This window comes from Burkholderia sp. Bp9004 (genome assembly GCF_003858025.1).
GTDB classification, from domain to species: domain Bacteria; phylum Pseudomonadota; class Gammaproteobacteria; order Burkholderiales; family Burkholderiaceae; genus Burkholderia; species Burkholderia diffusa.
The window spans coordinates 166,039-180,000 of record NZ_QTQD01000010.1 but is presented as its reverse complement, the minus strand read 5'-3'; the positions used below and the strand labels follow the sequence as shown (position 1 = coordinate 180,000).

Genomic DNA, 13,962 nt, shown 5'->3' with positions numbered 1-13,962 from the left:
GCCGGCGGGGGCTGGATTTTGGCCCGGTGCGCGGCGTTCCATCGGCTTACGCTTCCTTGTTGCCCTTGATGTCGAAGCTCGCCGTGACGGCGCCGCCGCTGCCGCCTTGCGCGTTCTGCACGACATACTCCTGCTTCACCTTCGCGAACGACAGGGACACCGTCTCGCGGCTCTTCTCCGCATCGGTCTTGCTGCCCGACGGCTTCACGCGCGTAACGATCACGTCGCTCATCGTGACTTTCAGGTACTCGAGCGGGTTGCCGCCGGCCTTGCGCATCACGAGCGTCGCCTGGTCGATGTGTTTGCCCGTCAGCGCGTACTTCATCAGGTTCGGGCTCGCGCGATCGATGTTGTGTTCGAACGTCAGATCCTTGACCGTCGCCTTGCCCGCACCGCCGCCGCTGCCGGCGTGCATCGTCGATTCCTGCAGGATTTCCCAATCCCAGTTAAGGACTTCGATTTCGTCCTTGTGCTTGTCGTCGAGCGACTCGCCGTTGATGCCGTCGATCTTCAGGAAAATGTCTTGTGCCATGCCAATGCTCCTTCAGTGAATAAAAAAAGGCCGGACACCACGAGAGAAGATGGTTTAACGCCCGGCCCAAGAGGGCCAAACTCCGGAATCAGGCCGCTTCCTTGATCGAAGGCAGCTTGGTGACGAGCCGCAGCGAAACCGTCAACCCTTCGAGCTGGAAGTGCGGACGCAGGAAGAACTTCGCCTGGTAGTAGCCGGGATTGCCTTCGACGTCCTCGACGAGCACCTCAGCGGCTGCGAGCGGCCGGCGCGCCTTGGTGTCCTGCGACGAGTTCGCGGGATCGGCATCGACGTAGTGCATGACCCATTCGTTGAGCCAGCGCTGCATGTCCTCGCGTTCCTTGAACGCGCCGATCTTGTCGCGCACGATGCACTTCAGGTAGTGCGCGAAACGCGAGCATGCGAACAGGTACGGCAAGCGTGCCGACAGGTTCGCGTTGGCGGTCGCGTCCGGATCGTGATACTCGGCCGGTTTTTGCAGCGACTGCGCACCGATGAAGGTTGCGTGGTCGGTGTTCTTGCGATGCACGAGCGGGATGAAGCCGTTCTTCGACAGTTCGGCCTCGCGGCGGTCCGAGATCGCGATCTCAGTCGGGCACTTCATGTCGACGCCGCCGTCGTCGGTCGGGAACGTGTGGCACGGCAGGTTCTCGACCGTGCCACCAGACTCGACGCCGCGGATCAGCGAGCACCAGCCATACTGCTTGAACGAGCGGTTGATGTTCACACCCATCGCATATGCAGCGTTCGCCCAACCATAGCGGCTATGGTTCGAGCCATTCGTGTCTTCTTCGAAATCGAACTCGTCAACCGGATTGGTCTTGGCACCATACGGCAGACGAGCAAGGAAACGCGGCATCGCGAGGCCGACGTAGCGCGCGTCCTCGGTGTTGCGCAGCGAATTCCAAGCTGCGTATTCGAGGTTCTGCGTGAAGATCTTGGTCAGATCACGCGGGTTCGCCAGTTCCTGCCACGACTCCATCTGGAGCACCGACGGTGCCGCACCCGTAATGAACGGCGTATGCGACGCTGCAGCGACCTTCGCGATCGAGCCCAGCAGGTCAACATCGGGCGGCGTATGGTCGAAGTAGTAGTCGGCGACGAGACACCCGTACGGTTCGCCGCCAAGTTGACCGTATTCCTGCTCGTAGATTTGCTTGAAGAGCGGGCTTTGATCCCACGCCAAGCCCTTGTAGCGACGCATCGTGCGATGCAGTTCGGTCTTCGAGACGTCCAGGACACGGATCTTCAAGTGTTCATCCGTCTCGGTGTTCGAGACGAGATGGTTCAGGCCGCGCCATGCGGACTCCAGCGCTTGGTAGTCCTCGTGATGCAGAATCAGGTTGATCTGCTCGGAGAGCTTGTGATCGATCTGCGCGATGATGGCCGCAATGCTCTTGTACGCATCGTCGCTGATCGTGATCGACTGGCTCAGCGCCTGTTCCGCGAGCGTCTGAACCGCAAATTCGACCGCTTCACGTGCTTGCTCGGTCTTCGGACGGAATTCCTTCTCGAGCAGTTGCGTAAAATCGGATTGGGTGGCAGTCTGCGCTTGGACGGCCTGTGCTTGCTGTTTCGCCATGATGGTCTTCCTCGATCGGTTCGTCGGTCAGTTCGCTTCGCTCGGGTCCGCTGCACCGGCGTCATGACGCTCGGGCTTTGGTGCCGCAGCCAGCGACTTGAGCAGCGCGGGGTCCTGCAGCAGCTGCGTGACGAGCGCTTCTGCACCCGACTTGCCATCCATGTACGTTTGCAGGTTGGCAAGTTGCGTGCGCGCTTCCAGCAGCTGACGCAGCGGCTCGACCTTGCGGGCGATGGCCGCCGGCGAAAAGTCCTCCATGCTCTCGAAGGTCATGTCGACCATCATCTGGCCTTCGCCCGTCAGCGTATTCGGCACTGCGAACGCGACGCGTGGCCGGATGGCCTTCATGCGCTCATCGAAATTGTCAATATCGATTTCCAAGAATCGTCGGTCCGTCACGGCAGGAAGCGGCTCCGAGGGATGCTTGCCGGACAGATCGGCCAGAACGCCCATCACGAACGGCAGCTCGACCTTCTTCTCCGACCCGTAGACCTCGACGTCGTACTCGATTTGCACGCGCGGCGCACGATTGCGCGCGATGAATTTTTGCGAACTGCTGGAAGCGGACATGGGCAGGTTCTCCTGGACGGTGGGTAGTGGACTGAGCGCTCAGCTGAGCGACGGGTCCAAATGGATAGGCAATGCATCGAACGTCAGCGCCTGCGGCGGCGCAGCAGCGGGATCGGCAACACCGATTGCAATGCGCGTAATCGCAGACTTCGACGTGAACGCGTCGAGCCAGACGGCGGACAGGCGCGGCAGGATGTGTTGCTCGATAAAGCCGATGAGCACGCGCGCGCCGGTCTCCTGTACGAGGCAACGGCCGACGATGTAGTCGACCACCGCGTCATCGAAGGTAAGCGCGATATCGTGGCTGTCGGCCATGCGCTTCACGACGCGGCCCAGATGCAAGCGGACGATGCGGGCAAGCCCGTCGTCGGCCAGCGGCCGGTACGGCACCACCGCCACCCGACCGAGAAAGGCCGCCGGAAAGGCCTTGAGCAGTTCGGGCGTGAGCGCGTCCCGCAAGCCCTCCATGTCAGGCGCCAGCGCCGGATCGGCGCACAGGCTCGCGCTCAGGTCGGAGCCCACATTGCTGGTCAGCAGGATGGTGGTGTTGCGGAAATCGATGTGGCGGCCGTCGCCGTCTTCCATGTAGCCCTTGTCGAACACCTGGAAGAACATTTCGTGTACGTCGCGATGGGCCTTCTCAACCTCGTCGAGCAGGACAACCGAGTACGGACGCCGGCGTACAGCCTCGGTCAGCACCCCGCCCTCGCCGTAACCGACGTAGCCCGGCGGAGCGCCCTTCAGGCCCGACACGGTGTGGGCTTCCTGATACTCGCTCATGTTGATCGTGATCAGGTTTTGCTCACCACCGTACAGCGCCTCCGCAAGCGCGAGCGCCGTTTCGGTTTTGCCGACCCCCGACGGTCCCGCGAGCAGGAACACGCCGAGCGGCTTCTTCGGATCGGTCAGGCCGGCCCGTGCGGTCTGCACGCGCTCGCCGATCACGCGCAGGGCGTCGGACTGGCCGATCACACGGGCTTCCAAGGTTTCGGGCAATCGGCGCACGGCCTCGACCTCGTCGGTAACCATGCGACCGACGGGAATGCCGGTCCAATCCGACACGATCTCGGCCACGATCGCCTCGTCGACCTCGGGAAACACCAGCGGTGCATCGCCCTGCAGGGTAGTCAGTGCACGCTCGAGCTCACGCAGCCGCTCAAGTGGCATCGCCAAATTTTCCGCCTCTGCGGCAGCGTCCTCACGCGCGAAAAGCAACGCTTGTGCAGCTGCAGCCTGCTCACGCCAACGGGTCTCGACCGCCGCCTCATCCGTCGCCATCGTATCGATGCGGGCGCGCACGCTGGCCAATGCTTTGTCCGCATCCAGACCGATACGGGCCTCCTGCACAAGCAGTGCCTCTTCGGTACGCGCGGCAGCGAGACGCTGACGCACATCGTCGAGCTCGCGCGGGGTCGCATGTTGCGACAGCGCCACCCGCGCGCAGGCGGTATCGAGCAGGCTGATCGCCTTGTCCGGCAACTGGCGCGCGGGAATGTAGCGATGCGACAGCGTCACCGCGCCGCGGATCGCCTCATCGCGCACCACGACACCGTGATGCGTCGAAAACGTTTGCACGAGCCCGCGGACCATATCGATGGCAGCGGCCTCGGACGGCTCCGCAATCTGCAGCACCTGAAAGCGCCGGGTCAATGCGGGGTCTTTCTCGATATGCCGCTTGTACTCCGTCCACGTGGTCGCGCCGATCGTGCGAATCTTGCCGCGCGCGAGGGCCGGCTTCAGGAGGTTGGCGGCGTCGCCCGTGCCGGCCTGGCCGCCGGCGCCAATCAGCGTATGGATCTCGTCGATGAACAGGATCACGGGTACGGGCGACTTGGCGGCCGCTTCGAGCAGCCCCTTCAGGCGGGCCTCGAATTCACCCTTCATGCTGGCGCCGGCGAGCAGCGCACCAACGTCGAGGCTCAACAGGCGCACGTCACCGAGGTTCGGTGGCACGTTACCCGACGCGATCGCGCGAGCGAGGCCTTCCACCACCGCCGTCTTGCCGACGCCGGCTTCACCGGTCAGCAGCGGATTGTTCTGCCGCCGGCGCAGCAGCACGTCGATCATCGTGCGGATCTCGAGCTCGCGACCGATGACCGGATCGATCTCGCCGGCTCGGGCGCGCGCAGTCAAATCCGTGCAGTACTGCTCAAGGGAGCCGCTCTTTTGCGCGCCCGGCATCGCACCAGACGCCTCGCCCGGCGTGGCGGGCGACAACTCGCTGTGGTCGTAGGGGCCGCCGGCCGCTTCCGGGGAGCCGGCAATCCAGGCAGGCAGCACATCACCGAGTCCGTCGACCGGGATCTTGCCGAACGCGGGAGAGATGGAAAGCAGAACGCGTCGCAGGTCGGGCGTGGACACGAGTGCCGCGATCAACCATGCGCCGCGCACACTGCGGTCATCGTATTCGAGGGTCGCGAGCACCCAGGCGCGTTCGATTGCCGATTCGATGTGCCACGAAAAATCGCTGATCGAGCTTGCGCCGGCCGGCAATGCGGCCAGCGCCCGCGCGAAATCGCGCTCGAGCGCATCCCGATCAATGCCCGCGTGGCGCACGATCCGTTGAAGGTCGCCGTCCGGCTGCTGCAGCACCTGATGCAGCCAGTGGACGAGCTCAACGAACGGGTTTCCGCGCAGTTTGCAGAAACTCGTTGCGGATTCGATGCCGCGGTAAAGCTGGACCCCGAGCTTACCGAATAGCGTTTGGCGTGAAATCGTCATGATGGTCTTTGTTGTTGGCTACGATGCCCCGAGCACCCCGTCAGACCTATCAGGACTACTACACAGCCACATTACCTGATGGAACCGAAAACACTCGACAAATCGTACTCTCCCCGATACGAGTCAAACGGCCAATTCGGATCGGTGTCGAATTATCATCACGAAATCGAAGCGGCGTCAACGCATTCTCGATGTCAATACCATCAAGAACGAATCGAGATCAACGCGCGCACCTCCCCGCTTAGCCGGTGGCAATCCAGCCCTCACTCGGACCTCTCTCGACAGCCATCCCGTGAATTTCAAGATAATCTAAGCTATTGTTATTTCACGGGAAAATAAAATTCAAAAGGTTAAATCGTATGTCACACTTCTCTAGATCATTGATTTACAACGAATCCCAACTTAACACTTAAACATCTTTGACATTTAATACCGAATCTCAAAAACATTCTGAACAAATCTCAATAGCCGAACGAACGACGTCGTGATGGACGGCAAGCGCGGACTCGTGTTTAAAATGCGAACTTCCTCTCATCGAATACTCAAGATGCGCCCCCTTCGCCTACCTTGGCGCCGTCAACCGGACCTCTCGCACACCGAGCCCGTGCTTGGCAAAGGGTACGCGTGGCGCACTTCTGATGTGGTCGAGTCCGACCTTCCAAATGACGAGACGGGCGAGCATCTGCACGTCACCAACGACGTCCTTGATCAGCTCGGCATCGGGAGCGTGGACGGCGCCGCGGCGCATATGCACGCGTCGTCCCGCACGACCGCTGCCGCCGCTGACAGCCCAGACGCCCTGGTGGGCACATTGCACGCGCAATATTGGCGTGCGCTGACCGATCCCCATGCGACGGTTGCGGCTGAGTGGGCGCCAATGGTGGATGAACCAGCTGTGCATGCCACCCGCCCGGACTCCGCCGATGCCCTGCGTGCGTACGGAGACCTTGAACGCGCAGAATCGATCGAAGCGCTGCTGTTCGGCGATCGCACGCTCGAGGACGTGTTCGAGCGATTGGACGGACACACCGAGACCGCGCTCGACGATGAACCGATCCCGGAGATCTTGCGGCTCTTTGCCCCACCCGAATTTCAAGCGGCGGCCGCACGACGCGGGCCGGTGCTACCACCTGCGCTCACTCGGCGCGAACACCATGCCCTGACCGTGGACAGTCCGCTATCCGCCCCCTCACGCAAGGACGAAGGATGACCCGGCTCACCGCCTCCGACACGCCCCACACCCATCGCTTGGGTGAGGCGCCCCTCAGCGAGCAAATCGAGCGCGTCTCGGCACGCCTACGTGCTCAGCCGACCACGGCGTCCCATCGTTGGGCGCTGTTCCAGTTGATGTGCGTCACAGGTGAATGGACGCGCGCGGTTCAGCAGTTGCAGACGTGGGCGAAGCTTGAGCCGAGCCAGGCGCCGACCGCGCAGGTGTACCGCGACTTGATCCGCGCCGAGCGCTGGCGAAAGCAGGTGGTCGAGGGACGCGAGCGCCCGGGCTTTGTGCTCGAGCCGCCAGCGTGGGTTGACGGTTTGCTGAACGCCCTCCGCTCTGCTGCCGACGGACAGATCGAGCAGGCAGACGACGCGCGTGAGGCAGCACTCGACGCCGCGCCGAGCGTCGCGGTCCGGATCCCCCAGGGAAAGGCAGCCTGGATCGTCGATAGCGATTCCAGTTTCGGCCCCGTCTGCGAGGTCATCACGGCTGGGCACTACCGATGGGTTCCGTTTGCCGATCTGGCGGCATGGAGCGTGTCGCCGCCGACGAAGCTCGTCGATCTGGTTTGGGCACCGTGTACGCTCACGCTCGTCGACGGCGCAATCGTCCACGGCTTCATGCCGGCCCGGTACCCGAGTTCGGAAACTGGCGACGACGCCATGCGCCTTGGACGTAGCACGGTCTGGCTAGAAAATGGGCGAACCGGCGTCACCGCACTCGGGCAAAAGACCTGGGCAACGGATCAGGGCGACTTCAGCCTGTTCGAATTGGCGAGCACCGAGTTCGGCGCGCGAATCGCCGACGGCGTCAGCATCGGGGAGCGTGTCGGTGACTGAACACAGGAAACGTCCGCCTGGGCCAGATGCGCTGGCGGTCCGTACGCCTCGGCGGGTCAATTCGCACCTGATGCCAACCCTGCTCGACCGGCTGCGCGACGACGCGCCACATCGGCAAGTCGAAGCGCCGGAGGAATATACGGTCACGCGCAAACAGATGCGGGACATCGTGCAGCGCGACCTCGCCTATCTCCTCAACACAACGAGCATCGAGGACCAGATCGATCGCACGCGCCATCCACATGCTGCAGCATCGACTGTGAATTTTGGCGTGCCGCCGCTCGCGGGAGCCTTTATCGCGTCGCGCCAGTGGAACGACGTCGAGCGCATGATCCGGCAGGCCATCACGGATTTCGAGCCGCGGTTGATTCCCGATTCGCTTGTGGTGGCCCCTCGCCTCGGCAATGACGCCGCCGGCGAGCATCACAATGTCCTCGCATTCGAAGTTCGCGGCCTGATTCACATGGATCCGTACCCGCTCGAATTCATGGTCCAGAGCTCGCTGGATCTCGAAACCAGCGAGATTCGAATCACCGGCATGCGCACCAGCTAATCCCGGCGCGGCACAACGACAACAACGAGACCACTCCGATGGACCCGCGACTGCTCGACTACTACAACCAAGAACTCATCTACATGCGCGAACTGGCGGCTGAATTCGCGCATGCGCACCCGAAGATCGCGCGGCGCCTCGGCATGCAGGCGGGTGAAGTGGCCGATCCCTACGTCGAGCGCCTGATCGAATCGTTCAGCTTCATGGCTGCTCGCATGCAGATCAAGCTCGACGCGGAGTTTCCGCGCTTCACCGAGCGGCTGCTCGAGGTCATCTACCCGAACTACGTCGCACCCACACCGTCGATTGCCGTCGCACGACTGTACCCTGGCCGGGCCGAAGGCAACCTCGCCAATGGATATCGCATTGCGCGCGGCACCGCGTTCACCGCACGCATTCCCGACGGCGAACGAACCGCGTGCCAGTTTACGAGCGGACAGGACGTGACGCTGTGGCCACTCACAATCACCGAAGCGCGCCTAACCGGCATTCCGCCAGACATTCCGGGACTCGCGCGATACATCCCACCCGATACCCAGGTGCGCGGCGCCTTGCGGCTGCGGCTCGCGACGACCGGTGACGTCCGGATCTGTGACCTGAAGGGGCTCGACCGTCTCCCCGTCTATCTGGCCGGCGACGAGCAGGTCGCCTCCCACCTGTTCGAGCTGCTGCATGTCGGTGCAATCGCCTCCGTGATTGGCGTGCCCGGTGAGTTCGCCACACCGGGCCGCTTGCCCGTGGCAGTCACCGACAACGCGGTGGAGCACGAAGGCCTGCGCACCGATCAGAATCTCTTGCCGCTAACGTGGACGAAATTTCACGGGCACAACCTGTTGCATGAGTATTTCGCGTGCCCAGCGCGGTTCTGGTTCTTCGCATTGACTGGTCTGGCAGAGGGCCTTTCGAGGGTGGACGGTCGCGAGGTCGAAATCGTCGTGCTGCTCGACCGCGCGCCGGCCGAGCTCGCGAACCTCGTCGACGCCTCGCGCTTCGCGCTGTTCTGCACGCCTGTCATCAATCTCTTCAGCAAACACACCGACCGGATCGAGATCTCGCCGCGCGAAACCGAGTTTCATCTGGTCCCGGCGCGGCTTGCGCCCCTCGATTACGAGGTGTTCTCGGTGGAAACCGTATACGGTCGTGTGGCCGCGACGTCTGCCGAGCTTGAGTTCCGCCCTCTGTACCAGACGCTGAACAACGATGAAGGCAACCACGGTCGCTACTTTTCGACGCGCCGCGAACGGCGGCTCGTGTCCGATTCGGCACGCCGCTACGGTACGCGCACGCCCTACGTCGGCACAGAAGTGTTTCTCTCGCTGGTCGACCAGAACGAGGCGCCCTATAACGAGAACATCCGCTTTCTGTCGGTCGACGCGCTCCTGACGAACCGCGATCTCGCCACGCTCGTGCCGCGCGATGGGGTGCACGACCTGGAGACCGCCGAGTCCGCCCCGGTCGAGAGCATTGGCCTAATCCGCGCACCGAGTCCGCCGCTGCCGCCGTATGCCGAGCGCGAGATGGCCTGGCGCTTGATCCGCCAGCTCAATTTCAACTACCTGCCGCTCGACGATCTCGATCATCGAGCAGGTGGACAGGGTCTGCGTGACCTGCTTCGCCTGTACCTTGCCGATGGCGATTCCGGACAAGGCCGGCAAGTGGAAAGCCTCGTCGGCGTGAAAACGCGCCCCGTGACGCGCAAGCTGCCGGGGGCTGGCCCGATGACGTTCGGGCGCGGCATCGAATGCGCGTTGACCGTCGACGAAACCGGCTTCTCCGGTGTGAGCCCCTATCTCTTTGGGGTCATTCTGGAGCACTGGCTCGCACGGCACGTCTCGATCAACAGCTTTACGCAAACCGAATTGCATTCAATGCAGCGCGGTCGTATTGCACGCTGGCCCGTGCGCACCGGCACGCGCGGAGTGCTGTGATGAAGCGCGCCACGCTACCCGCGCTGCTGCGCGACAGCACGCTGTCGCCCGAGCTGCTCGAACGGCTGCAGGCCGAACCGTGGCGCTTCGGGTTCCTGTCTCTATTGCGACGCATCGGCGCGAACCCGGCGATCGACCCGATCGGCACCGCACGCCGGCCGCGCTCCGAGCCGTTCCGGCTCGGTCAGCAGCCGAGCCTTGCGTTTGCGCCGCGTGAAGTCGCGAGCGCACAAGAAGCCGCGGGACGGCTAAAGGTGCGCCTGTTCGGCCTCGGCATGCTCGGCCCCAATGGTCCGCTACCCATCCACGTCACCGAGATCGCGAAGGATCGCGAGGACAGCCGGCGGGACATGACGACGGTCGATTTTTTCGACATCTTCCATCACCGCTTTTTCACGCTGTTCTATCGCGCATGGGCCTCTGCCCAGTCGACTGCCGGCCTTGACCGACCTAGCGACGAGCGGTTCTCGTTTTACATCGCAAGCCTCACCGGACAGGACGTGGCCGAGTGTAGCCAGCGCCCCCTTCCGTCCCACGCGCGTCTGGCCGCGTCGCCGCACCTTGTGCGCGAGTCGCGCAATCCGGACGGCTTGCGCTCGACGCTCGAACGCTACTTTGGCGTACCGGTCACGATCGAGGAAAACGTGTTTCACTGGATCGAAATCGATCCCGTCGACCGCGGCCGCATGGGACGCCCAGGAGCGGCAGCAACCATGGGGCAAGGTGCGATGCTCGGCCGGGTCGCCCCTGATCGTCAGCATCGGTTTCGCATCGTCATCGGGCCGGTCGATCTCGACGCCTATCTACGCTTTACGCCCCAGGGCGAGGATCTGCCGCGGCTCGTCGAATGGGTGCGGGCGTTCGTCGGCTACGAGCTCGAATGGGAGCTCGAGCTGCGCATCAAGCCCGAGAGTGCGCCACCGGCAGTGATGGGGGGCCGGCAACGCATCGGCTGGTCCGGATGGCTGGGACGCCCGGACCCGCATAAACCCATTACCGGCATGCGCTTCGAGCCCGAGCGTTACGTGCGCCATTTCAATCGCCGCGCACCTGATTCCGAAAATTGACCATGAGCAAGAAACACTCCGCCGTGCACAGCAAACCCGGCCAGGCCCCCGTCACGACAGCGCCGCACTTCGACTGGCTCACGCCCGTGAGCGACGGCGCGCCCTGCGGCCCGGATCTCGAATACGACCATGATTTCGTCGTCCTATTCGCGGGCGCTGCGCCCAGGCAGGACGTGCAGTACGGCGCGTTCGTCGGCGGACCCGAACCGCTCAACTGGAGCGAAATCGAACGGGACTGCCGGCGCCTGATGCTCCGCACGAAGGACATGCGTGTGGCCGTGCTCTACACGCGTTGCCGCGCGCGCTTGGGCGGTGCGGTGGGTCTCGCGGAAGGGACGGGACTGCTCGCCAGATGGCTGCAGACGTTTCCGGACGCCATCCATCCACAGGCGGGCGTTGACGACGATCGCGAGGCCGCGCTCGACATGCGAATGAACGCGTTGCAGGGTCTCGCGGACCCGGACGGGCTGCTGACCGACGTGCGCGAGATCGTGCTGATGAAGTCGACCGCCACGCGACTGCAGGTACGGGACGTTGAGCGCGCGTTCGCGCATCCGCGCCCGGCCGACGCCATCGCACCCGACTCGGTCGAGCAGCAGTTGCAGGATCTACGTCTGCAACAGCCGGCGGCCATGTCGGCCTTCGACGAGGCAATTTCGAACCTCGCCGCGATCAACATGTGGTGCGCCGCCCATCTTGAATCGTACCTGCCCGACTTCTCGTCATTGATGCGCCTCCTTCAGTTGCTGCAGCAAGGCGAATCGCACATTGAATCCGCACCGGATGACACATCGGCATTCGGCGCCGCCGATCCCGATGGGAACACGTCGGAAGAAGCGCATGCGGCGGAATCCCTGCCGGCGCAACTCAACGGCGAGGGCCTCGACACAGCCCAACCGCCATCCGTCGCGTCGCGCGCTGACGGCGCGCCCAGCGACCGCCAGGCGGCTCTGGCATTGATCAGTGCAGCACGAGACTGGTTCGAGACAAATGAACCCAGCAGCCCCGTCCCGGTCTTGCTCAAGCGCGCCGAACAGTTTGTCGGAAAACGCTACGCGGAAGCTGTCAAGGCCATCCCCGCCGACCTTCTGGCGCAATGGGACGAGGCCGAAGGCCCGTGATCGCGGCAAACATCGAACGGATACGACAGGATGGAAAACGACAGGCGTTCCACGTTCCAGTTTTCGACGGGCATCGGCGACCTGAAGCAAGTAATTCGGGAACGCCCGCCGAAGCCAAGTGAGAACGAACCGCGTCAGTCGCGAACGCGTTCGCGACTGCTCGCGCTCACTGCCGCGATTGCCGTCTCGGCGTTGCTCACGTGGGTATGCCTGGATGAGATATTGATTCACGACCGGCCGGTTCCGGCCCACCGCTGACGTAGCGATCTCCTGGTCGCACCAAGCCGGATACATTGAATCGGTACCGGCGTTGCACGATCAGCAGTTGACATCGATTCCGGCACACCGCTACACCGCTGCGTGGAACCAGCTGAAACCGTTCATCGCAAGCGATGCAAAGTCGCCGTTGCCGGTACCAATGCAAGCGCAACAAGGCCGGAACGGGTTCGAGCAGCCCGCGTAACGGCTGCGTTGAACTGAAGCCACGTCAGGAAAATTCGCGAATTCACCCTCTTTTTTTCGCGGCTTTTCCCTTATAAATCACAGAGATCACTATACAACCTAGAGCAGATGAAGCGGGCGGGCCGGGAAAATCCCTTTGAAATCAAGCAAGGTACTGTGCAACTTTATTTTTTCTCAACACCGGGTGTCAGAATCCACGCCTTCATAAGCTCTCTTCCGTTTTCCGTGGTTTAGGACAGCGCGGCGTGGCCGATGAGCCTCACGCGAACAAAGCAAGCGAAGCCGGCGATCCATAGCAGCAGTCCGGCCGACAGCCACGACTTCGCTCCGTCGCTCAGCATGACTGAGAAAGACCAATACATAGCGAGGCTGAGAAAAGTCATCGTAAGCAGTATCAGTCCGCCCGCGCGCTTCCAGCAAAACGTCACGCACAATAGCGCCGTGACGATGAGAATCGAAAGTCCTATCGTGCGCATGAGTTTTCCGTGTCGCCGGCGGGTGACTAGCTCTGATCCCGCTTTTTCATTTGTGCTTCGAACTGTTCATTCAACGCGCCTGCGACGGACGCAGCGTAAATGTGCTCGTTGACCCCCATATCGAGATTGCTGTCGGGAGTGTGGTCGCGGCAGATCCCGTTCTTATCCCACGAGACTTGCTTGACGCCGTTAGCTGTCTTCAGCGTGCCGACGAGGCAGTCGGTCGACGTCGGAGACATTGCGTCAATCGTCGCATCGAGGCCGCCAACCGTCTTCGTCGTCACTTGTTTGATAGGGATTTCGATCATCATGGTGGTTTTGCTCTGTTTGTTTTCGGCGACCGGCCGTACGGGACGCTCGTGCGTCAAGTTGTTTTCCTACATGTTGCCGCGTTGGCTACGTTGAATCTCCAGCGCACGTTTTCTCCCAACGTCGGTTAGTGTCACGAGGTTTGGAGCAAAGGGATTTAGCTCTACTAGACCTTTGTCTGAAAGTTCCTTCACCACCACCATCAGTTCGAGTCGGGTTGTCGGCGCTGCCGCGTAGTCAATCCTGTCGAGATCCATCGGCTCTGCCGGATTGCAACCAAGAAATTGGACCACTGCAAGTTCATGCCGGTCGAGATCAGCCTTGAGGGCGCGTGATGCCCTTGCTGCCGCCAAATATCGTTTTGCTATTGATATAGCGGCCTCGCTGCCCCAAATCACGAGCAGACATCCACTGAACAAGCATGCCGCCGCCAAAAGAGGCGCCCAGCTAACCGGCAATTGAGGCAAATAGGTCGGTGCGACGCGAGGTAGGAGCAGCAGGGTTGTAGCAGTCAGAAAGGCTGCCACTACGGCCGACCGCGCGATCGCCAGATGCTTTAAGAGGGCTGGGATCCAATCCATAC

Annotated in this window: 14 protein-coding genes; 7 read left to right on the top strand and 7 right to left on the bottom strand. The window is 62.5% G+C overall.

What is annotated here, in order from left to right; genetic code table 11:
• Nucleotides 1–46: 46 nt before the first annotated feature.
• The 4 genes from DIE08_RS14360 to tssH form a co-directional block, all read right to left on the bottom strand.
• Nucleotides 47–532, bottom strand: a complete 486-nt coding sequence (locus DIE08_RS14360; protein WP_013700171.1) for an Hcp family type VI secretion system effector — start codon at nucleotides 530–532, stop codon at nucleotides 47–49.
• Between the two features lie 88 nt (nucleotides 533–620).
• A complete protein-coding gene (gene tssC, locus DIE08_RS14355; RefSeq protein WP_124902274.1) occupies nucleotides 621–2,114 on the bottom strand; it encodes a type VI secretion system contractile sheath large subunit in 1,494 nt (497 codons plus the stop codon).
• 27 nt (nucleotides 2,115–2,141) lie between these two features.
• A complete protein-coding gene (tssB, locus tag DIE08_RS14350) occupies nucleotides 2,142–2,684 on the bottom strand; it encodes a type VI secretion system contractile sheath small subunit (RefSeq protein WP_013700173.1) in 543 nt (180 codons plus the stop codon).
• Nucleotides 2,685–2,723: 39 nt separating this feature from the next.
• Nucleotides 2,724–5,405, bottom strand: coding sequence for a type VI secretion system ATPase TssH (gene tssH / locus DIE08_RS14345; protein WP_124902273.1), 2,682 nt, complete (start codon nucleotides 5,403–5,405; stop codon nucleotides 2,724–2,726).
• A gap of 487 nt (nucleotides 5,406–5,892) precedes the next feature.
• Here tssH and DIE08_RS14340 point away from each other — a divergent pair, with 487 nt between their 5' ends.
• Genes DIE08_RS14340 through DIE08_RS14310 form a run of 7 tightly spaced genes read left to right on the top strand, consistent with a single transcriptional unit; the run spans nucleotide 5,893 to nucleotide 12,390 of the window.
• Complete coding sequence (locus DIE08_RS14340; protein ID WP_124902291.1) at nucleotides 5,893–6,615, top strand: TagK domain-containing protein; 723 nt, start codon at nucleotides 5,893–5,895, stop codon at nucleotides 6,613–6,615.
• Complete coding sequence (locus DIE08_RS14335) at nucleotides 6,612–7,463, top strand: type VI secretion system accessory protein TagJ (protein ID WP_124902272.1); 852 nt, start codon at nucleotides 6,612–6,614, stop codon at nucleotides 7,461–7,463. The genes DIE08_RS14340 and DIE08_RS14335 overlap by 4 nt, the downstream gene beginning before the upstream one ends.
• Nucleotides 7,456–8,016 (top strand): type VI secretion system baseplate subunit TssE, encoded by a 561-nt coding sequence (gene tssE, locus DIE08_RS14330; RefSeq protein WP_124902271.1) that lies wholly within the window; start codon nucleotides 7,456–7,458, stop codon nucleotides 8,014–8,016. Before DIE08_RS14335 ends, tssE begins: the two co-directional genes overlap by 8 nt.
• 38 nt (nucleotides 8,017–8,054) lie before the next feature.
• The gene (gene tssF / locus DIE08_RS14325) at nucleotides 8,055–9,944 is read left to right on the top strand and encodes a type VI secretion system baseplate subunit TssF (protein ID WP_124902270.1); all 1,890 of its coding nucleotides are present in this window, start codon (nucleotides 8,055–8,057) and stop codon (nucleotides 9,942–9,944) included.
• Entirely contained in the window at nucleotides 9,944–11,011 is a 1,068-nt protein-coding gene (gene tssG / locus DIE08_RS14320) for a type VI secretion system baseplate subunit TssG (RefSeq protein ID WP_124902269.1), read from the top strand. The genes tssF and tssG overlap by 1 nt, the downstream gene beginning before the upstream one ends.
• A gap of 2 nt (nucleotides 11,012–11,013) precedes the next feature.
• The gene (locus tag DIE08_RS14315; protein WP_124902268.1) at nucleotides 11,014–12,132 is read left to right on the top strand and encodes an ImpA family type VI secretion system protein; all 1,119 of its coding nucleotides are present in this window, start codon (nucleotides 11,014–11,016) and stop codon (nucleotides 12,130–12,132) included.
• 30 nt (nucleotides 12,133–12,162) lie between these two features.
• Entirely contained in the window at nucleotides 12,163–12,390 is a 228-nt protein-coding gene (locus DIE08_RS14310) for a hypothetical protein (RefSeq protein WP_124902267.1), read from the top strand.
• A 434-nt stretch (nucleotides 12,391–12,824) separates the two neighbouring features.
• Here the strand turns inward: DIE08_RS14310 and DIE08_RS14305 are convergent, their stop codons facing one another.
• The 3 genes from DIE08_RS14305 to DIE08_RS14295 are packed head-to-tail and all read right to left on the bottom strand — an operon-like array spanning nucleotide 12,825 to nucleotide 13,960.
• Nucleotides 12,825–13,070, bottom strand: a complete 246-nt coding sequence (locus DIE08_RS14305) for a hypothetical protein (protein ID WP_124902266.1) — start codon at nucleotides 13,068–13,070, stop codon at nucleotides 12,825–12,827.
• 26 nt (nucleotides 13,071–13,096) lie between these two features.
• Nucleotides 13,097–13,438: a hypothetical protein gene (locus DIE08_RS14300; RefSeq protein ID WP_124902265.1), complete on the bottom strand. Its 342-nt coding sequence runs from the start codon at nucleotides 13,436–13,438 to the stop codon at nucleotides 13,097–13,099.
• Nucleotides 13,439–13,447: 9 nt separating this feature from the next.
• The gene (locus DIE08_RS14295) at nucleotides 13,448–13,960 is read right to left on the bottom strand and encodes a hypothetical protein (protein WP_124902264.1); all 513 of its coding nucleotides are present in this window, start codon (nucleotides 13,958–13,960) and stop codon (nucleotides 13,448–13,450) included.
• Between the last annotated feature and the right edge of the window lie 2 nt (nucleotides 13,961–13,962).